This window comes from Brachybacterium sacelli (assembly GCF_017876545.1).
In the GTDB taxonomy this organism is placed as follows: Bacteria; Actinomycetota; Actinomycetes; order Actinomycetales; family Dermabacteraceae; genus Brachybacterium; species Brachybacterium sacelli.
Map to the genome: position 1 here is coordinate 1,510,323 of NZ_JAGIOD010000002.1, position 19,074 is coordinate 1,529,396.

Annotated in this window: 17 protein-coding genes; 10 read left to right on the forward strand and 7 right to left on the reverse strand. The window is 70.9% G+C overall.

The features are described from left to right. Positions 1-44 precede the first annotated feature (44 nt). From JOF43_RS21270 to JOF43_RS21280, 3 genes are read left to right on the forward strand one after another with little or no spacing between them, the layout of a single operon-like run. The gene (locus tag JOF43_RS21270; protein WP_209905131.1) at positions 45-686 is read left to right on the forward strand and encodes a TetR/AcrR family transcriptional regulator; all 642 of its coding nucleotides are present in this window, start codon (positions 45-47) and stop codon (positions 684-686) included. Between the two features lie 20 nt (positions 687-706). Continuing rightward, complete coding sequence (locus JOF43_RS21275; protein WP_209905132.1) at positions 707-1,666, forward strand: ABC transporter ATP-binding protein; 960 nt, start codon at positions 707-709, stop codon at positions 1,664-1,666. Further along, a complete protein-coding gene (locus JOF43_RS21280; RefSeq protein WP_209905133.1) occupies positions 1,663-3,321 on the forward strand; it encodes an ABC transporter permease in 1,659 nt (552 codons plus the stop codon). Before JOF43_RS21275 ends, JOF43_RS21280 begins: the two co-directional genes overlap by 4 nt. Positions 3,322-3,404: 83 nt before the next feature. Here JOF43_RS21280 and glnA read toward each other — a convergent pair whose 3' ends face one another. Beyond that, positions 3,405-4,835 (reverse strand): type I glutamate--ammonia ligase, encoded by a 1,431-nt coding sequence (glnA, locus tag JOF43_RS21285; RefSeq protein ID WP_209905134.1) that lies wholly within the window; start codon positions 4,833-4,835, stop codon positions 3,405-3,407. 181 nt (positions 4,836-5,016) lie between these two features. On the opposite strand from glnA, the gene JOF43_RS21290 reads away from it, so the two are divergent. After that, on the forward strand, positions 5,017-5,451 hold the full coding sequence (locus tag JOF43_RS21290) for an RDD family protein (RefSeq protein ID WP_209905135.1): 435 nt from the start codon (positions 5,017-5,019) through the stop codon (positions 5,449-5,451). 398 nt (positions 5,452-5,849) lie between these two features. Here JOF43_RS21290 and JOF43_RS21295 read toward each other — a convergent pair whose 3' ends face one another. The 3 genes from JOF43_RS21295 to lipB all read right to left on the reverse strand — a co-directional run bounded on the left by JOF43_RS21295 (position 5,850) and on the right by lipB (position 8,400). Then, positions 5,850-6,587 carry a DUF4191 domain-containing protein gene (locus JOF43_RS21295; protein ID WP_209905136.1) on the reverse strand — a complete coding sequence of 246 codons (738 nt, stop codon included), beginning with the start codon at positions 6,585-6,587 and terminating at the stop codon, positions 5,850-5,852. A gap of 33 nt (positions 6,588-6,620) precedes the next feature. Next, on the reverse strand, positions 6,621-7,643 hold the full coding sequence (gene lipA / locus JOF43_RS21300) for a lipoyl synthase (protein ID WP_209905137.1): 1,023 nt from the start codon (positions 7,641-7,643) through the stop codon (positions 6,621-6,623). 61 nt (positions 7,644-7,704) lie between these two features. Next, positions 7,705-8,400 carry a lipoyl(octanoyl) transferase LipB gene (lipB, locus tag JOF43_RS21305; protein ID WP_209905138.1) on the reverse strand — a complete coding sequence of 232 codons (696 nt, stop codon included), beginning with the start codon at positions 8,398-8,400 and terminating at the stop codon, positions 7,705-7,707. Positions 8,401-8,480: 80 nt separating this feature from the next. Here lipB and JOF43_RS21310 point away from each other — a divergent pair, with 80 nt between their 5' ends. Then, complete coding sequence (locus JOF43_RS21310; protein WP_209905139.1) at positions 8,481-9,794, forward strand: hypothetical protein; 1,314 nt, start codon at positions 8,481-8,483, stop codon at positions 9,792-9,794. Positions 9,795-9,886: 92 nt separating this feature from the next. Here JOF43_RS21310 and sucB read toward each other — a convergent pair whose 3' ends face one another. The 3 genes from sucB to JOF43_RS21325 all read right to left on the reverse strand — a co-directional run bounded on the left by sucB (position 9,887) and on the right by JOF43_RS21325 (position 14,742). Then, complete coding sequence (sucB, locus tag JOF43_RS21315; protein WP_209905140.1) at positions 9,887-11,695, reverse strand: 2-oxoglutarate dehydrogenase, E2 component, dihydrolipoamide succinyltransferase; 1,809 nt, start codon at positions 11,693-11,695, stop codon at positions 9,887-9,889. A 25-nt stretch (positions 11,696-11,720) separates the two neighbouring features. Further along, a complete protein-coding gene (gene lpdA / locus JOF43_RS21320) occupies positions 11,721-13,124 on the reverse strand; it encodes a dihydrolipoyl dehydrogenase (protein ID WP_209905141.1) in 1,404 nt (467 codons plus the stop codon). Between the two features lie 145 nt (positions 13,125-13,269). Continuing rightward, entirely contained in the window at positions 13,270-14,742 is a 1,473-nt protein-coding gene (locus JOF43_RS21325) for a leucyl aminopeptidase (protein ID WP_209905142.1), read from the reverse strand. A 72-nt stretch (positions 14,743-14,814) separates the two neighbouring features. Between JOF43_RS21325 and JOF43_RS21330 the strand changes: the two genes are divergently transcribed. The 5 genes from JOF43_RS21330 (at position 14,815) to rpsD (ending at position 18,944) form a co-directional block, all read left to right on the forward strand. After that, positions 14,815-15,177 (forward strand): hypothetical protein, encoded by a 363-nt coding sequence (locus JOF43_RS21330; protein WP_209905143.1) that lies wholly within the window; start codon positions 14,815-14,817, stop codon positions 15,175-15,177. After that, on the forward strand, positions 15,174-15,605 hold the full coding sequence (locus tag JOF43_RS21335) for a hypothetical protein (RefSeq protein WP_209905144.1): 432 nt from the start codon (positions 15,174-15,176) through the stop codon (positions 15,603-15,605). Before JOF43_RS21330 ends, JOF43_RS21335 begins: the two co-directional genes overlap by 4 nt. A gap of 17 nt (positions 15,606-15,622) precedes the next feature. Next, entirely contained in the window at positions 15,623-16,729 is a 1,107-nt protein-coding gene (locus JOF43_RS21340; RefSeq protein ID WP_209905145.1) for a quinone-dependent dihydroorotate dehydrogenase, read from the forward strand. Positions 16,730-16,773: 44 nt separating this feature from the next. Continuing rightward, positions 16,774-18,174: a replication-associated recombination protein A gene (locus JOF43_RS21345; RefSeq protein WP_209905146.1), complete on the forward strand. Its 1,401-nt coding sequence runs from the start codon at positions 16,774-16,776 to the stop codon at positions 18,172-18,174. A gap of 143 nt (positions 18,175-18,317) precedes the next feature. Continuing rightward, positions 18,318-18,944 (forward strand): 30S ribosomal protein S4, encoded by a 627-nt coding sequence (rpsD, locus tag JOF43_RS21350; RefSeq protein ID WP_209905147.1) that lies wholly within the window; start codon positions 18,318-18,320, stop codon positions 18,942-18,944. The last annotated feature ends 130 nt before the right edge of the window (positions 18,945-19,074 follow it).

Here is a 19,074-nt window from a genome sequence, read left to right on the forward strand (position 1 = left end):
ACACGTATAGCGTGTTGAACGTCTGTTCAGTCACGGGAGGTGCCATGGTCGAGCAGCCGGCCGACGAGAGGATCCTGCAGGCGGCCCTGCGCCGCTTCGCGGTCGACGGACTGAGCGCACCCCTGCGCCGGGTCGCCCAGGACGCCGGGGTCAGTGCGGGGCTGATCATCCATCACTTCGGTACTCGCGAGAAGCTGCTGGAGGCGTGCGACGCCCGCGCGCTCGAGGTCGCCCGTCGCGAGAAGTCCAGCGTGCTCACGCACGGGGCCGGAGAGCTCATGGCACAGATGGCCGACGTCGAGCGCTACGCACCGGTGATCGGCTTCGTCCTGCGCCGGCTCCAGGCCGGTGGGCCGCTCGCTCAGCAGCTGGTCGACGACTTCGCCGCGCGCGCCGTGGAGTACCTCGCCGAGGGCGTCGAGTCCGGTCGCATCGCGCCCAGCCACGATCCCGAAGGTCGCGCTCGCGTGCTCAGCGAGATGGCGCTGGGCGCCCTCCTCCTGCAGCTGCCCGCCCAGCGCGACCACCTCGACCTCGACGAGCTGCCGCGATGGCTGAGGGGGTACAGCGAGCGCATCATCGGCCCACTGCTCGAGCTCTACACCGTGCCCCTCCTGACGGACTCCAGCTTCCTCGACGCCTACCGCGACGCCCACACCGCCCAGCCCGATCCACCGACCCCTTGACCGACGAACGGGGAGCAGCAATGACCAGCACCGAGACCGCCGCATCCGCCGCGGCCACCGCCGACACGACCGTCGTCATCCGCGATCTGACCAAGACCTTCGGCACCACGCGCGCGCTCGATGGCTTCTCCCTCACCGTGCCCACCGGGAAGGTGACCGGGTTCCTGGGCCCCAACGGCGCCGGGAAGTCGACCACGATCCGCATCCTGCTCGGGCTGCTGAGGGCGAGCTCGGGCGCCGCCGAGGTCCTCGGGATGGACCCGTGGTCCCATGCCGTGCAGATCCACCACCGCCTCGCCTACGTCCCCGGCGATACCAACCTCTGGCCGAACCTCACCGGGGGAGAGGCCATCGATGTGCTCACCCGCACCGAACGGAGCGCCGCGCACCGGCACCGCCGCGACGAGCTGATCGAGCGCTTCGAGCTGGACCCGACCAAGCGCTGCCGCACCTACTCCAAGGGCAACCGCCAGAAGGTCTCGCTCATCGCAGCCCTCTCGCGGGACGTCGACCTCTACGTCATGGACGAGCCCACCTCGGGATTGGACCCCCTGATGGAGGCGATCTTCACCGACGAGGTCAGCCGGCTGCGGGCCGACGGACGGACCGTGCTGCTGTCCAGCCACATCCTGGCCGAGGTCGAGAAGCTCTGCGACACCGTCACCATCATCCGCGCCGGCCGTGACGTCGAGAGCGGGACGCTCGCCCAGCTCCGCCACCTCACCCGCTCCACGGTCGCAGCGACCACGGATGTCGACGCGTCACCCCTGGAGCGGACCGAGGGCGTGCACGACCTGGTCGCCGAGGGCGGGCGGGTGCGCTTCGACGTCGACGACTCGGCCGTCCACGACGTGCTGCCCGTCCTGGCGCGGATGGAAGCCACCGGCCTCACCATCACGCCGCCCTCCCTCGAGGATCTCTTCCTGCGTCATTACGGCGACGATCTGGGCGTCGACGCCGCCGAGGAGGGCCCGCGATGACGACCCTCGACCCCGCAGCCACCCCGCGCCGCACCCACCTGCGCTCGGTACGGCCCGCCTCCCCGCTGACCGGTCTCGGCCTGCTGGTGCGGCTGTTCGGGCGCATGTCCCGGCTGCAGATCACGGTCTGGACCGTGGCCATGTTCGTCACCGTCGCCGCTTCGGTGGCGGCGCTCGAGGAGGCCTACCCCGACCAGCAGGCCCTCGATGCCCGCGCCGCGCTGCTCGGGAACCCCTCGGCCGTGCTGATGACCGGACCGGCCTTCGCCCGCGAGGACTACACCCTGTGGGCGGCGGTCGCCAACGAGCTGTTCCTGTACATCCTGCTCGCCGGTGCGATCATGAGCATCCTGCTGATGGTCCGCCACACCCGCACCGAGGAGGAGGCCGGGCGGCTGGAGATGCTGCGGTCCCTGCCCACGGGTCGCCTTGCTCCCGCAGTGGCGGCCCTGCTCCTCGTCGCCCTCGCGAATCTCGCCCTCGGCGCCGCGGTGAGCATCGGCGTGCTGGTGACCGGGGCCGCGGGCCTCGATGCACTCGGCTTCGGCGTCGCCACTGCCCTCACCGGGCTGGTCTTCGCCGGTATCGCCGCCGTCACGGCCCAGCTGACCGAGCACGGCGGCACCGCCTCCGGCATCGCGCTCGGTGCCCTCGCCGTCGCCTTCTTGGTGCGCGGCGTCGGCGACGTGCTCGAGGCAGAGGGGTCGTGGCTGTCCTGGTTCTCGCCCCTGGCCTGGGCGCAACAGTCCAAGGTCTTCGTCGATCTGCGGTGGTGGCCCCTGGCGGTGTCCGCCGCGGCGATCGTGATCCTGTTCGTCCTCGCGGGTGCCCTTTCGCGCCACCGCGACCTCGGCTCGGGACTGCGCCCGGCCGCGGCCGGGCCCGAGGCCGGCTCGTCGGCGCTGCGGGCATCCGGGGGTCTGGCGCGACGCCTGGTGACCCCGATGATGATCACCTGGGCGATCGGACTGTTCCTGTTCTCGATCGCCTTCGGGTCTTTGGCCTCCTCCCTCGAGGACATGGTCGACCAGATCCCGACCATCGGGGAGTTCGCGCCACTGGACCTCGACGATCTGACCCGCTCGTTCACGGCGTTCATCCTGATGATGCTCACCCTCGGGCCCGTCGGCCTGATCGTCGCGGGCGTGCTGCGACTGCGCTCCGAGGAGCAGGCGGGGCGCCTGGCCGGCGTGCTGCTGGCCGGCACCTCGCGACTCGGCATGGCGCTGAGCTGGATGCTGGTCGTGGCGCTCGAGGCGTTCGCCCTCCAGGTCCTCCTCGGCCTCGGCACCGGCATCGGGGTACGGATGGCCACCGGGGAGGCCTCCTGGATCGGTGACGCCACCCTCGCTGCGCTGGCCTACCTGCCCGCTGTCGCCTTCATCGGCGCCCTCACCCTGGCCCTGTACGGGCTGCGGATCCGCCTGGCGGGCCTCGCCTGGCTGGTGGTGATCTGGGCCGCCCTGGACACCTTCCTCGGCGACCTGCTGCAGCTTCCGCAGTGGGCGCGCGATCTCTCGCCGCTGCACCATGTGCCCTTCGTGCCCGACGCGGATCTCGAGGCGACATCGCTGGTGGTGATGAGCCTCCTCGCCCTGGCGCTCACCCTCCTCGGGCTGCTCGCCCTGCGGCGCCGCGACCTGGCCGCGGGCTGAGGAACGCCGACGGCCGGCCCGGAACCCCGCGGGGAACCTGACCGGCCGTCGATCATGTCTGCTCCGAGCGCTGCTCAGAAGGCTCAGATGTCGTAGTAGAGCTCGAACTCGTGGGGGTGCGGGCGGAACCGGAATGGGTCGATCTCGGTGGTGCGCTTGAGCTCGATCCAGGTCTCGATGAGGTCCTCGGGGAACACGTCGCCCTCGGTGAGGAAGCCATGATCGGCCTCGAGCGCGTCGAGGGCGGCGCCGAGGGACTCGGGCAGCTGCTTGATCTGCTTGTGCTCCTCCGGCGGCAGCTCGTAGAGGTCCTTGTCGATCGGCTCCGGCGGCTCGATCCGGTTGCGGACGCCGTCGAGGCCGGCCATCAGCTGCGCGGCGAAGGCCAGGTACGGATTCGCCGAGGGATCCGGCGCGCGGAACTCCACGCGCTTGGCCTTGGCGGAGGCGCCGGTGACCGGGATGCGGATCGCGGCCGAGCGGTTGCGCGCCGAGTAGACCATGTTCACCGGCGCTTCGAAGCCGGGCACCAGACGCTTGAAGGAGTTCACCGTGGGGTTGGTGAAGGCCGTCAGCGAGGGGGAGTGCTCGATGATGCCGCCGATGTACCAGCGGGCGATGTCCGAGAGACCGCCGTAACCGCGCTCGTCGAAGAACAGCGGTTCGCCGTCCTTCCACAGCGACTGGTGGGTGTGCATGCCCGAGCCGTTGTCGCCGAACAGCGGCTTGGGCATGAAGGTCGCGGTGCGGCCCGCGTCCCACACGGTGTTCTTCACGACGTACTTGAACTTCATGACGTCGTCCGCGGCCTGCAGGAGCGTGTTGAAGCGGTAGTTGATCTCCTGCTGGCCGGCGGTGCCGACCTCGTGGTGGGCGCGCTCGACGTCGAGCCCGGTCCTGTCGAGCACCGCGCAGATCTCATCGCGCAGGTCAGCCATCTGGTCGTTCGGCGGCACCGGGAAGTAGCCGCCCTTGAGCCGCGTCTTGTAGCCCTGGTTGCCGCCGAAGTCGGACTCGTCGCGATCGGTGTTCCACACCGCCTCGTCGGAGTCGATGCTGTAGAAGCCGGAGTTCACGCCGGTCTTGAAGCGCACGTCGTCGAAGATGTAGAACTCGGCCTCGGCCGCGAACAGGGCGGTGTCCGCGATGCCCGTCGAGCGCATGTACTCCTCGGCCTTGGCGGCCACGGTGCGCGGGTCGCGGGAGTAGGGCTCGTCGGTGAACGGATCCACGATCGAGAAGTTGATGATGAGCGTCTTGCGCTCCCGGAACGGATCGAGGTAGGCCGTCTCCAGGTCCGGGACGAGCTTCATGTCCGACTCGTGGATCGCCTGGAAGCCGCGGATGGAGGAGCCGTCGAACAGCTGCCCGGTCGCGATCGCGTCCTCGTCGAAGGTGCTCGCCGGCACGTTGAAGTGCTGCATGATGCCGGGAAGGTCGCAGAAGCGGACGTCGATGAACTCGACACCCTCCTCCTCGATGTACTTCACGACCTCGTTGGGATTGTTGAACACGTCTCCTCCATCCGCACCGTGGGGCGCGCCTGTCTGGTTGTCCCCGGGGGGCGTTCACCGTCTCGAGCTCCGGGCGGATGCTGTTCCGGCCCGTACTCGGCTGGGGACAAGCTTAGGCGCTGTGTGTCCGGGGTCCGCCTCGCGCCCACGGCTCCCAGATCTCCTCGATATGCTCGGCGTCGTGATCGATCGCAAGGAACTGGGCGCGTGGATGGACGGCGCCCCGAGCTCGCCGGACTACGTCAGGGGCTCCTCGCTGGGCCTGCCTGCGAGCGGCCCCGGCGCGGTCGCGCCCTTCTGGCGCCGGCCCCTCTCGCTGCTGCTGGACTGGGGGCTGTGCATGCTCGTCTCCGCTCTGGTCTTCGACAGCGGCGCGCTGGCGAACCTGCTCCTCTTCGTCGCGGTGAACCTGCTGTTCCTGAGCTTTTTCGGCGCGACCCCCGGACAGTTCGTGCTGCGCGTGAGGGTGCTCCCCGTGCGCGGGCGCACTCCGATGATCCTGCGGGCCCTGGTGCGCACGGGGGCGATGCTCCTGCTGCTGCCGGCCATGGTCTGGACCAAGGACGCCCAGCCGCTGCACGACGCCGCCGCCGGCACCGCCGCCGTCCGCGTCTGACGCCGCCGGCCCACGTCCGCTCCCACCTCCGCGCGCACCCCCGCGCATGCCCCTCCGCCTCCTGACGACGGACGGCGGAGGACTTCTCCACCTCCTACATGGCGCCGTGACCTGCTGCGATCCCGAATGTCACGATAAGGTCACGAAGATAACAGAATGATAACGGGGTCTCATGTCGATCGGGCGCTGCCCATCTCGGATCTCGACGCGCCGACTGGTTCCATTGATGTGCCCCACCACCGGAACGGATCGGTGGAACGGCTGCACCGGACCCCGTGTCGTCTGCTGCATCACCTCTGACGCATCCCGCGCCGTGCCACCCCGGTGCCACCCCGGAAACCACGAAGCCCCCACCCGGCCTTGACGGCCGGATGGGGGCTTTCTGCGGGGCAGGCGGCTCAGCGGCCGCGCATCGCCTTGCGGTTGGGTCGCGCGCGCATCGGGTCCACGCCCTTGGGCACGGACTGACGGATCGAGCGGTGCAGGGCCACCAGGCGCTTGCTCACCTGGGCCGACTCGTCCTTGGTGAGGGTCTTCTTCATGCGCGTCATGTGGCTGGGCAGCTTGTGCAGCGGGATCTCGCCGTCGCCGTCGCCGACGACGATCTGGTGGACCGGCACATTGTCGTGCTGGAGGACGCGACGGATGTTGCGACGTTCCTTCTCCAGCAGCTTCATGGAGATGGCGGAGGAATCCTCGGCGACCACCGCGATCCCTGCTCGGCCGGAGGCGCGGAAGAGCATCTTCTGGCTGCGCGGATCGATCTGGACGGGCTCCTCGGCCACGTCCCAGCCGCGGCGGATCGACTGCATCGCCGCCAGAGCGGCGCCGGACTGCCCCTTGATGCGGCTGAACGCGGCGCGCTCGGCCTTGCGGGCCAGGATCAGCATGGCGGCGAGCACGCCGACGGCCAGGCCCATGAAGATGCCGTACCAGGGGCTGTTCAGCACCAGCCAGCTCACCGCGACGCCGACGATGATCGCGGCGATCAGCGCGCCGATCATCCACGGCAGCGTGGTGCGATCGACCTCCTGGGTGTACTTGAACACCTCGATCATCTGCTTGAAGCGTCCCGGCTTCTTCGCCGTGTCCTTCGCAGCGCCCTGGGTGGGCTTGCTCTCGCTCTTGCGGGCCATAGGGGGTGGGGTCCTCTCGGGGGCGGGCTGGCGTCAGCTCGCGGCGGGCTGATTCGCGCGGGCGACGACGCTCGCGGCTTCCTGACGGGCGGGCTGGTCCTGATCCAGATGACGGAGGTTCTCGGGGATCTCGCGGTCGAGCTTGCGCATCACCTGCGCCCACAGCTTTCCGGCGCGGTAGGAGGAGCGGACCATCGGACCGGCCATCGTCGCCAGGAACCCCATCTCCTCCGCAGCCTGGGACAGCGCCACGAACTCTTCGGGCTTGACCCAGCGATCGATCGGGTGGTGACGCTTCGAGGGGCGCAGGTACTGCGTGATCGTGATGATGTCGCAGCCCGCGTCCCGCAGCTGCTGCAGCGACTCGAGGATCTCGTCGGTGGTCTCACCCATGCCCAGGATCAGGTTGGACTTGGTGATCATGCCGGCGTCCTTGCCCAGGGAGATCACGTCCAGGGACCGCTCGTAGCGGAACGCGGGTCGGATCTGCCTGAAGATCCGCGGGACTGTCTCCAGGTTGTGGGCGAACACCTCGGGGCCGGCCTCGAAGACCTGGTGGAGCGCGGAGCCGTCGCCCTTGATGTCGTCGATGAGCAGCTCCACGCCGGTCCCGGGGTTGAGCGCACGGATCTGTCGGCAGGTCTCGGCGAACAGCCAGGCGGCACCGTCGGGCAGGTCGTCCCGCGCCACTCCTGTGATCGTGGAGTAGCGCAGCCCCATCTCCTGGACGTTCTGGGCGACCTTGAAGGGCTCCATGGGGTCCAGCGCCATCGGCTTGCCGGTGGCGATGGCACAGAAGTCGCAGCGTCGGGTGCAGGTGTCGCCCCCGATGAGAAAGGTGGCCTCGCGATCCTCCCAGCACTCGAAGATGTTCGGGCAGCCGGCTTCCTCGCAGACGGTGTGGAGGCCCTGGCCGTGCACGCGCTTCTTCATCGCGCTGTACTCGGGGCCCATCACGGCGCGGGTCTTGATCCACTCCGGCTTGCGCTCGATGGGCACCTCGGCGTTGCGTGCCTCGACGCGCAGCATGCGCCGGCCTTCGGGAGCGATGCTCACCCTCATGCCTCCTACGTTCGACGTTTCGGGAAGTCTATCGAGCCGGGCCGGATCCGGGCGTTCAGGACACCGCGGAGGTGCGGTGCGCCACCAGCTCGGTCAGGGCCTCGGCGGCGACGTCGACCACGTCGGCCACGGCGATGCGCCGCCCGGCCTCCTGGGTGAGGCTGGTCACGCCGGCGTCGTCGATCCCGCAAGGGATCACGTTCTGCGCCCAGGACAGATCGTTGGCGCAGTTCAGGGCGAAGCCGTGCATGGTGGCCCGCTTCGAGACGCGCAGCCCGATAGCGCACACCTTGCGGGCCTCCTCCGCCTCCGGGGCCACCCACACCCCGCTGCGGCCCTCGATCGGGACGGTCGGGACACCCATCTCGGCACACACCTCGATGAGCGAGTGCTCGAGCTCCCTCACGAAGCCGACGACGTCGATGGGGATCGGGAGCTTGATCAGCGGATAGCCGACCAACTGCTGCGGGCCGTGCCAGGTGATCTTGCCGCCGCGGTCGATGTCGACCACCTCGGCGCCGTCCCGCGGCCGTTCCTCCTCGGTGGTGAGCTTGCCGGCGGTGTAGACGGGCCGGTGCTCGAGCAGCAGCAGTGTGTCGGGACGGGTCCCGGCCGCGACCTCGGCATGGAGCGCGCGCTGCAGCGCCCAGGCGGCGCGGTAGTCGACCGGCCCCGGGGGCAGCGCGAACTCCTCGTGCCGGTCGCCACCGGGGAGGGGTTCGCTGAAACCGAGACGGATCACATCGAGCACGGGCCCAGGCTACTCCCGCTCTCACCTGGACGTTGTGGATGACCACCAGGGGATGCTTCCCGGTGGGGTTCACTGCCCCCATGGAGGACTTCGACGAGGCGCGCTTCACGCAGGGGCCCCTGCCCGCGGACGGACGGCCGGAGCGCCCCGGCGGCCCGACGATCCCGCTGCGCCGGGACGAGGACCGGCACGAGGAGCTGGTCGGTTCCTCGGGGCAGCTCGGGGTGCGCGTGAGCGCCGGGTCCGCAGACGGGCAGGAGGCCCTCCGGGCCGAGATGCACCTGCTGGCCTCCCTCGAGGTCGCAGGGCTCGCCGCGGCCCCGACGGTGCTGACGCTCGAGGACGACGGGTACGTGCGCGAATCCGCCCACCCGCTCGGACACCGCAGGGGTCGACGCGCCGCCGGGAACCCCTCGCCCGCGACGGCCGAGAGGGCGGCCCTGGGACGCGCCCGCGACGACCTCGACGCCCTCGTCGACGCGCTCCACGAGCGGGACTGGGTGCTCGGGGCGCCACCGGGGGAGGGACTGGGGATGCGGGCCGACGGCAGCGTGGTCCTGCTCGACCTCGGTGGGCTCCGCCCCGGCCAGGCGCTCGCGGACCGGCGAGCCGATCGGCACTGGGTCGACTCGGTCCTCCACGACGAGGAGCGCACGCTGCGGCGCCGGGTCCACGAGGCCGAGCCGCGGACCGAGAAAGAGCTCGAGGGCCCGACGCACGTGGCGAGCGCATCCTCCTCGGCCACGCCGCTGCCGGCCCCTCGCCCGACCCGCTCCCGCCCCGAACATCCTGCCGGCCCCCGGCCAGCGGTGCCCGGCCTGATGACCTCGATGCGGGAGGTGGTCGCCCAGCGCGGCCTGCGACGCACCACGGCACTGACCGCCGCGGCCGTGCTGTCCCTCGGTGTGCTCCTCGGCACCGGGACCTGGCTGGTGCTCTCCCCGGGCCACGAGCACCCGAAGACACCACCGGCGGCCGCCTCGCCCACCCGAGAGGGGGCGCCGGAGATCACCGAGCCGTGGGCGCTGGCCGCCGAGCTGGCCGGTGCCCGCCACGCCTACGTCACCGGGCTCTCGTCCCGGCCCGCCGCGGCTCCCGGCACCCCGGCCCTGTCGTCCGATCAGCAGGTGCGCCAGGCCTACCAGGGATCGACCGTGACCGGCGGCGGCCCGGTCATCCACGAGGCGCGACTGCGTGGGGGCCCGGACGAGGAGGGTCTCGCCGTGCTGGAGGTGACCTCTTCCCGTGAGGAGTACGAGATCGAGGAGGCCGACGGCACCGTCCGCACCGTCGCCGCGAGCGAGCCCGCGGTCCTCGAGCTCACCCTGCGCTGGGACGGCGCACAGTGGCTCGTCACCACCACCCGCACGGTGAGCTCCCCGGACGCTGCCTGAACCGGCCGGCACGCGGAGAGGGCCGGCACCGAACGGATCGGTGCCGGCCCTCCCGGGTCAGGTCAGAGACGCAGGCTCACAGGCCCTCGGGCTCACAAGCCGAGTTCCGCCTCGAACGCGCCCTCCTCGAGCCGCTTCTTCATGAAGGTGAGGAAGCGCGCCGCATCGCCGCCATCGACGAGGCGGTGGTCGTAGGAGAGGAACAGGTACATCATCGAGCGGATCGCGATGGAGTCGTCGCCCTCCGCGTTCTGCACGACCGCGGGGCGCTTCACGATGGTGCCGCAGCCGAGGATGCCGACCTGGGGGCTCGGCACGATGGGGGTGTCCCACAGGGCACCGCCCGAGCCGGTGTTGGTGATCGTGAAGGTCGCGCCCTGGAGGTCGTCGGGCGTGAGCTTGTTGCTCTTCGCCCGCGCGCCGAGATCGCCGATCTGGCGGGCCAGACCCGCCAGGTTCAGATCGCCCGAGTTCTTGATCACCGGCACGACCAGGCCGCGCTCGGTGTCCGCCGCCATGCCGATGTTCTCGGAGGCGGCGTACTTGATCGTGTCCTCGTCGATCGAGGCGTTGATCTTCGGGTAGGTCTTCAGACCCTCGACCGCGGCCTGCATGATGAACGGCAGGAACGTGAGCTTGGCATCCTCGCGCTGGGCGAAGGCATCCTTGGCCTTCCCCCGCAGCTTCGCGACCCGGGTCATGTCGACCTCGACCGCGGTGGTCAGCTGCGCCTGCCCGTGCAGGGACTCCATCATCCGCTTGGCCGTGACCTTGCGGATGCGGCTCATCTTCTCCTCGGTGCCGCGCAGCGGGGAGACCTCCACGGAGGCCGCGGCCGGAGCTGCGGCCGCAGGGGTGCCCGAGGCCGCGGGAGCGGGGGCCGCCGACGACTGCGCGTCGATCGCCTGCTGCACGTCCTGCTTGCGGATGCGGCCACCGAGCCCGGTGCCGGAGACCGTGGACAGGTCGACGCCCGCCTCGGCGGCCATCTTCCGCACCAGCGGGGTGACATAACCGGAGGCCTCGGCGCCGGTCACGGAGTCGGCGGCCTGGGGAGCCGGAGCGGCGGCGGGAGCGGAAGGCTCCTGCGTCTTCTGCTCCGGAGCCTTCGGGGCCTCGGTCTTCGGCTGCTCAGCAGGCTTCTCCGAGGGCTTCTCCTCGGCCTTCGGCTCCTCCTTCGCGGGCTCCTCGGCCTGCGGGGCGGGAGCCGAGGGCTCGGCGGACGGAGCCGCGGCACCGGAGGAATCGCCGACGATGGCCAGCACGGAGCCGACCTCGGCGTCCGCGTCCTCCTCGACCCGGATCTCGAGCACCGTACCCGCGACGGGCGAGGGGATCTCGGTGTCGACCTTGTCGGTCGAGACCTCGAGCAGCGGCTCGTCGACCTCGACGCTGTCGCCGACGGCCTTCAGCCAGCGGGTGACGGTGCCCTCGGTGACGGACTCACCGAGCGCCGGCATGGCGACCTCCTGGCCGGAGGCCGCGCCCGAGCTGCCCGAGGACGGGGCCGGCTCCTCCGGCTCCGGCTCACCGGCGGGGGTCTCCTCCTCGGTGGAGGGAGCGGTGGTCTCGTCGGAGGCGAGGTCCTCGCCCTCCGGGGCGGCGGGCGCTTCCTGCTCTGCGGTCGCACCGGAGTCGTCGGAGCCGGCGTCGGAGGAGCCGGAGCCGTCGCCGATGACGACGAGATCGGCGCCCACCTCGGCGTCGTCGTCCTCCTCGACCAGGATCTTCTCGATGGTGCCCGCGACGGGCGAGGGGATCTCGGTGTCGACCTTGTCGGTCGAGACCTCGAGCAGCGGCTCGTCGACCTCGACGGTGTCGCCGACGGCCTTCAGCCAGCGGGTGACGGTGCCCTCGGTGACGGACTCACCGAGAGCAGGCATCTTGACGGTTTCAGACATGGGGGTTCTCTCCTCCTGGACGGGCTCAGGCGTGGGCGTGCAGCGGCTTGCCGGCGAGGGCGAGGGCCGCCTCGCCCACCGCCTCGTGCTGCGACGGGTGGCCGTGGATGAGGGAGGCGACGTCCTCGGGGTGCGCCTCCCAGTTGACGATGAGCTGGGCCTCGCCCATGAGCTCGGAGATCCGCGAACCGATCATGTGCACGCCGACGATGGCGCCGCCCTTCTCGCGGACCAGCTTGATGAAGCCGGTGGTGCCGAGGATCTGGGACTTGCCGTTGCCGCCGAGGTTGTACTCGTAGGACTCCACGGCGTCCTCGCCCAGCTGTTCCTTGGCCTGCTTCTCGCTCAGGCCCACGGATCCGACCTGCGGCTCGCAGTAGGTGATGCGCGGGATCCCGGATTCGATGATCGGGGCGGGGTTCTGGCCGCCGATGCGCTCGGCGACGAAGATTCCCTGCTGGAACCCGCGATGGGCGAGCTGCAGGCCCGGGACGATGTCGCCGACGGCGTAGATGCCCGGCGCGCTGGTCTCGAGGGTCTCCTTGTTCGCGAGCACGAAACCGCGGTCCATCTCGATGCCCTGCTGCTCGTAGCCGAGGTCCGCGGTCGCGGGGCCGCGGCCGACGGCCACCAGCAGGTAGTCGCCCTCGAAGACGGTGCCGTCGGCGAGGGTGACCTTCACGCCGTCGTCGTCCTGCTCGGCCTTCTCGGTGAAGATGCCCAGCGAGAAGGTGATGCCGCGCTTCTTGTACGCGCGCTCGAGCGCCTTGGAGATCGACTCGTCCTCGTTGGCGACCAGGTGGGGCAGGCCCTCGACGATGGTGACCGACTCGGCACCGAGGGACTTCCACACCGAGGCGAACTCGACGCCGATGACGCCGCCGCCGAGGATGATCGGGTTCTTGGGGACCTCGGGCAGCTGCAGGGCGGCCTCGGAGTCGAGGAAGCGCCCGCCGAGGTCGATGCCGGGCAGGGTCTTCGAGTAGGACCCGGAGGCGAGGATGATGTTCTCGGCGGTCAGCTCGCGGGTGCCGCCCTCGGACTCCACGGAGATCGTCTTGGGGCCGGTGAGGCGGCCGAAGCCCTCGACGTACTCGACCTTGCGAGACTTCACCAGGCCCTGAAGGCCCTTGTGCAGTCGGCTGACGATCTTGTCCTTGAAGCCCAGCATCTTGTCGACGTCGACCGCGTTGAGCGTGAGGTCGAGACCCACCTCGGAGGCCTCGGCGGGGGCGTCGGCGAGCTCGCCGACGTGCAGCAGCGCCTTCGTCGGGACGCAGCCGCGGTGCAGGCAGGTGCCGCCGAGCTGGTCCTTCTCCACGAGGGCGATCTTCTGGCCGAGCTGGGCTCCGCGCAGCGCGGCCGCATAGCCGCCGCTGCCACCGCCCAGGATCACGACGTCGAACTGGTCAGTGGTTGTATCCGCCACCTGTGTGCTCCTCGGTGTGTACGTGTCTGTGCGGCACGAGTCGGCTCGGATGCCGACGGCGCCGCCTGCGTGTCCCATGCTAGGGCACCGGGCGGCACCGTCCGGCCCGCTCAGCCAGATGCTCAGCGGTGATCCGCGGCGAGGATCACTCGCCGGCGGTCCCGGCGCGGGCCTCGAGGACCTGCAGCACGGTGCGCACGCTCATCCCGGTCGCGCCCTTGCCCATGTAGCCCAGCGGTGAGGAGGCGAAGCCGGGACCCGCGATGTCCAGGTGCGCCCACTGCGTCTGCCCGACGAACTCCTGCAGGAAGATGCCGGCCGTGAGGGCGCCGCCGGGACGCTCGCCGATGTTGCTCAGGTCCGCCACCCGTCCGGTCAGGTCGGCGCGCAGCTCGGCGGGGAAGGGCAGCGGCCAGAAGGGCTCGCCGGTGACCCCCGCGGCCTCCATGACGGTGTCCCGGCCCAGCTCGGTGCCCATCACCCCGGCGGTGCGCTTGCCCAGCGCCACCACGGCGGCTCCGGTCAGTGTGGCCACGTCCATCACCAGGTCGGGTGCGTCCGTCACGGCGTCGACGAGGGCGTCGGCCATGACCATGCGACCCTCGGCGTCGGTGTTGAGCACCTCGACGGTCTTCCCGTTGCGCATGGTGACCACGTCGCCGGGGCGCTGGGCGCCACCGCCGGGCATGTTCTCGGCCAGCGCCAGGAAGGTGGTGACCTTCACGTCCAGACCCAGTTTCGCGGCACCGAGGGTGGCGGCGAGCACGGTGGCGGCGCCGGTCATGTCGGAGGTCATGTCGTCCATGCCCGGGGCGGGCTTGAGCGAGATGCCGCCGGTGTCGAAGGTGATGCCCTTGCCCACCAGCGCCACGGAGCTGCGGGCGGTCTCGGGGGCGTACTCCAGGCGCACCAGGCGCGGCGGACGGGTGGAACCCTGGCCGACGCCGACGATCCCGCCGTAGCCACCCGCGGCCAGCTGCTCCTCGTCGAGGACGGTCACGGTCAGCGGGAGGTCAGCCGCCAGCTCCTCGGCACGCCGGGCGAACTCGGACGGGTACAGGAGGTTCGGCGGAGTGTTGACCAGGTCGCGGGTGATGTCGACGATCTCCGAGAGCGCGCCGGCGCGCTCGGCCGCCGCGCTGTCCGCCCCGTCCCCACCGAGCAGGGTCAGGGACCCCAGGGCGGGCTTCGGGGCGGAGGCGCCGGAGCCGGTCTTGTGTGCGGTGAAGGCGTAGGCGCCCAGGGCGGCCCCCTCGAGGGCGGCGGCCCGCTGCTCGGCGGATCCCCCGGGCACGGCGAGCGCGGCGGAGCCGACGCCGGCCAGGCTCCGGGTGGCGGCACCGAAGGCGAGACGGAGGTTCTCGGCGGTGACCGCGGAGAGATCCTCCTCACCGACGCCCACCAGCAGCAGGGACCGGGCGCCGGTCAGGCCGAAGGATGGGATGCGATGGACGTCGCCGCGGGCGGCGGAGGCCTCCAGATGGGTGATGGCCTCGGAGATCTCGGCGGAGCCGGGCACGGTGGAGGGGGCGCTGTCGCTCCCGGGGAGCAGAGGGAGGATGAGGACGTCGGCGTCGACGTCGCGCAGAGCGGTGTCAGCAACAGAAACGATGGGCATGGTTCTATCGTAGGGGCGGTCCGGACACTCGTCCGCGCCCTGTGCCCCACCCCGAGAAGAACAGGCAGGTCGATGCTGGCCCTGAGCATCCTGGTGTCGATCGTGTGCCTGCTGACCGCGCTGCTGGGGCTCTACTACGCGGTGCGCGACCTCACGGCCGATCTCGTTCTCCTCGGTGCCTGTGCGCTGGCGGCCCTGGTGTGGGCGGTGCTGGGCGCCGCCCTGGGCCTGCGGGACCTCGGCGGCGGGCATCCGGGCGACCGGGTGACGCTCTACGGCTATCTGCTCACCGCTCTGGTCATGACCGTCGGGGGCGGCTGGGTCGGGCTCTGGGAGCGCAGTCGCTGGGGGAGCCTCGTGATCGCCGTGGTCGCCCTCGTGTCCCTGGTGCTGCTGATGCGCCTGACCCAGATCTGGCCGGGAGGCTTCGCATGACCGAGACCGCTGCTCGTTCCCGAGGGTTCGAGGTCGTGCTGATCATCGTCTACGGGATCTTCGCGCTCTCGGCGACCGCACGCAGCCTGGTCCAGATCCTGAGGGACTTCTCCTTCGCCCCCGTCGCCTACGTCTTCTCCCTCCTGGCGGCGCTGACGTACATCGCCGTGACAGCGGTGCTCGTGCGCCGCGGACGCCGCTCGCCGCTGGCTCTGGCTCTGTGCCTGATCGAACTGGTCGGCGTGCTCGTGGTGGGGATGCTGAGCGTGTTCGACGCCGCCCTGTTCACCGACGACACGGTGTGGTCCGGGTTCGGGGAGGGGTACGGCTACGTGCCGCTGCTGCTGCCGGTGGTGGCCCTGACGTACATTCTCCGGGCCCGCTGGAAGCACCACCAGGGACCAAGGGACCGGGCGAGCTCCCGCTGACCGCGTACGGTGTCCCCGTGACCACGAACGACACCTCCCGACGCGGACCCTACGCGGCGCTGTTCCGGCACGTCCTCAGCCGGCTGGACGCGGAGCAGGCGCACCGGTTGACCGTGGGCGCCCTGCGCCTCGCGCATGCGCTGCCCTGCGGGCCGCGTCTGCTGCGCGCCGCCTTCGCCACCCCGGACCCGATGCACGATGCCCGTCCTGCGCGCGAGGTGCTCGGCGCCGAGCACCGCACCCCGCTGGGGCTCGCGGCCGGCTTCGACAAGGACGGCGAGGTGCCGCTGGCCCTGCTGGATCTCGGTTTCGGGCACGTCGAGGTGGGCACCGTGACCGCCAAGGCGCAGCCCGGCAATCCACGACCGCGCTCCTTCCGTCTGATCACGGACCGGTCGCTGATCAACCGGATGGGCTTCAACAACCACGGCGCCCGGGCACTCGCGAAGTCCCTCGCCCGGGCACGCCGCACGGAACGCGGCCAGCGTGCGGCGATCGGGGTGAACATCGGCAAGTCCAAGGTGACCGCGCTCGAGGACGCCGCCGAGGACTACCGCTTCTCCGCCCGCCTGCTGGCGCCGTACGCCACCTATCTCGCCATCAACGTCTCCAGCCCCAACACCCCGGGCCTGCGCGACCTGCAGACCGTCGACATGCTCCGCCCGGTGCTGGAGGCAGTTCTCGACGAGGCCGAGCAGGCGCGCCGACGGCTGCGCCGCGAGCTGCCGGTGCTGGTCAAGATCGCCCCCGATCTCCACGACGAGGACGTCCGTGCCGTCGCCCGTCTGGTCGCCGAGGTGGGGCTCTCGGGAGTGATCGCCACGAACACGACCACCGCGCGGCCCGCGTCGCTGCGCGCGGAGCGCTCCCGCCTGCAGAGGATCGGAGCCGGGGGCCTGTCCGGCCCGGTGCTCGCCGAGCGCTCCCTCGAGGTGCTCCAGCTGCTGCGCCGCGAGCTGCCGGGTCACGCCTCGATCATCAGCTGCGGCGGGGTCACGACCGGTGATGACGTGCGCGCCCGCCTCGAGGCCGGCGCCGATCTTGTCCAGGGATACACCGCGATGATCTACGAGGGTCCCTCCTGGCCGGGACGGCTGGCCCGTGAGGTGGGCCCCTTCCGGTGAGGGGCCGGGCATGATCCGTCCCCGCCGCGGCTTAGGCTGAAGGGATGGAGGAGGACCTGTTCTCGCTCGGCGGCGACGCGCCCGCCCCGCGCACCCTGTCCGATCGCAACGTCGATCACCGGGCGCCGCTGGCGGTGCGGATGCGCCCTCGCAGCCTCGAGGAGATCGTCGGCCAGCAGGCGGCGCTCGAACCCGGCAGCCCGCTGCGCCGTCTGGTCGCCGCCGACGACTCCCGCACGGCGCCCAGCTCGGTGATCCTGTGGGGCCCGCCCGGCACCGGCAAGACGACCCTGGCCTATGTGGTCGCGCAATCCGGTGACCGCGAGTTCGTGGAGGTCTCGGCGGTCCTCGCCGGCGTCAAGGACATCCGCGAGGTGGTCGACCAGGCCCGCTCGAGGCTGCGCACCGTCGGCCGCGAGACCGTGCTGTTCGTCGACGAGGTCCACCGCTTCTCGAAGTCCCAGCAGGACGCGCTGCTGCCCAGCGTCGAGAACCGCTGGGTGACGCTCATCGCCGCGACCACGGAGAACCCGTACTTCTCGGTGATCTCCCCGCTGCTGTCGCGGTCGATCGTGCTGACCCTGGAGCCGCTGGAGCGGGCGGACCTCGACAACCTGGTGGACCGCGCCCTGGACGACGAGCGCGGACTCGACGGAGCGGTCACCCTCACCGAGGAGGCGCGCGAGGCCCTGCTGCGGCTCGGCGGGGGAGACGCCCGCAAGATCCTCACCTCGCTCGAGGCCGCGGCGGCGGCCGCGCTGATGAAGGAGCGGGCGGAGATCGACGCCGCCACGCTGGCGCAGGCGGTCAATCGCGCCGCGCTGCGCTATGACCGCGGCGGGGACCAGCACTATGACGTCACCAGCGCCTTCATCAAGTCGATGCGAGGCAGCGACGTCGACGCCTCCCTGCACTACCTGGCCCGGATGATCGAGTCCGGGGAGGACCCGCGGTTCATCGCCCGGCGCGTGGTGATCGCGGCGAGCGAGGAGGTGGGCATGGCCGATCCGAGCGCGCTGCAGGTCGCGGTCGCCGCAATGCAGTCGGTGCAGATGCTCGGCATGCCGGAGGGCCGCATCCCGCTCGCGCAGGCCGTGGTCCACATCGCCACGGCCCCGAAGTCCAATGCGTCCTACCGGGCACTGGACGCCGCGATCGCCGACGTGCGCGACGGCAAGGGGAACGGCGTCCCCGCCGCGCTGCGCGATGCCCATTACGCCGGGGCGACATCTCTGGGCCACGGCGCCGAGTACCGCTACGCCCACGACGCCCCGCACGGAGTCGTGGCCCAGCAGTATCCGCCCGATGACCTGGTGGGGGTGGACTACTACCATCCCAAGACCCATGGCAACGAGGCGCAGACCGGTCGACGTCTCGAGGCGCTGCGCCGGATCCTGCGTGCGGAGCAGGGCGGGACCGGCAGCGGAAGCGGGGGCGGCGCCTGAGCCCGTTGTGTGCGACTCCACAGGAACTTCGGGCCCACCGGGGACGAAGAGCGTTGAGCGGGCCGGATCCCTGCGGTAACGTAGGTCGCTGAATCCGCGGCTGCACGACTGGATTCACCACACGCGAACAAGAGGTATACCTCGTGACCAACGTCACCCGTGCGCGCCGCCAGGCGCGACTGTCCCGAGCCCTCGGGCTCCCGCTCACCCCGAAGTCGGTCAAGTACTTCGAGAAGCGCCCGTACCCCCCGGGCGAGCACGGCCGCGCCCGCCGCCGGACCGAGTCCGACTACGCCGTGCGCCTCAAGGAGAAGCAGCGTCTGCGTGCGCAGTACGGACTCCGCGAGAAGCAGATGCACCGCGCCTACCTGGACGCCAGGAAGGAGCCCGGCCTGACCGGCGAGAGCATGGTCGAGCTGCTCGAGATGCGCCTGGACGCCCTCGTGCTGCGCTCGGGCTTCGCGCGCACCACGCTGCAGGCCCGCCAGGCCGTCGGGCACCGTCACGTGCTCGTCGACGGCAAGGTCGTCGACCGTCCCTCCTTCCGCGTGAAGCCGGGCCAGACGATCCAGATCAAGCCCAAGTCGCAGGCCATGGAGCCGTTCCAGATCGCCGCCGAGGGGGGCAACTCGGACGTCTTCGCCTCGACCCCGTCGTACCTCTCGGTCGAGCTCGATCAGCTCAAGGCGCAGCTCGTCGCGCGCCCCAAGCGCGCCGAGGTCCCCGTGACCTGTGACGTCCAGATGGTCGTCGAGTACTACGCGCGCTGATCTCCTCTCTCCGCGGCGAAGGCCCCGGCGGGTGTACTCCGGTACCCTGACCGGGGCCTTCGTGTCCGCACTGCCCGTCCGGCGCCGAGCGGCGCCCGCCTCCGGTGTCCCAGGAAGGACCTCCTCAGAC

Excerpts from the sequence above, each read along its gene's own strand:
- JOF43_RS21270 (WP_209905131.1), top strand. The coding sequence starts at position 45 with ATGGTCGAGCAGCCGGCCGACGAGAGGATCCTGCAGGCGGCCCTGCGC.
- JOF43_RS21275 (WP_209905132.1), top strand. The coding sequence starts at position 707 with ATGACCAGCACCGAGACCGCCGCATCCGCCGCGGCCACCGCCGACACG.
- JOF43_RS21280 (WP_209905133.1), top strand. The coding sequence starts at position 1,663 with ATGACGACCCTCGACCCCGCAGCCACCCCGCGCCGCACCCACCTGCGC.
- JOF43_RS21295 (WP_209905136.1), bottom strand. The coding sequence starts at position 6,587 with ATGGCCCGCAAGAGCGAGAGCAAGCCCACCCAGGGCGCTGCGAAGGAC.
- JOF43_RS21310 (WP_209905139.1), top strand. The coding sequence starts at position 8,481 with ATGGAGGACTTCGACGAGGCGCGCTTCACGCAGGGGCCCCTGCCCGCG.
- sucB (WP_209905140.1), bottom strand. The coding sequence starts at position 11,695 with ATGTCTGAAACCGTCAAGATGCCTGCTCTCGGTGAGTCCGTCACCGAG.
- JOF43_RS21325 (WP_209905142.1), bottom strand. The coding sequence starts at position 14,742 with ATGCCCATCGTTTCTGTTGCTGACACCGCTCTGCGCGACGTCGACGCC.
- JOF43_RS21330 (WP_209905143.1), top strand. The coding sequence starts at position 14,815 with ATGCTGGCCCTGAGCATCCTGGTGTCGATCGTGTGCCTGCTGACCGCG.
- JOF43_RS21335 (WP_209905144.1), top strand. The coding sequence starts at position 15,174 with ATGACCGAGACCGCTGCTCGTTCCCGAGGGTTCGAGGTCGTGCTGATC.
- JOF43_RS21345 (WP_209905146.1), top strand. The coding sequence starts at position 16,774 with ATGGAGGAGGACCTGTTCTCGCTCGGCGGCGACGCGCCCGCCCCGCGC.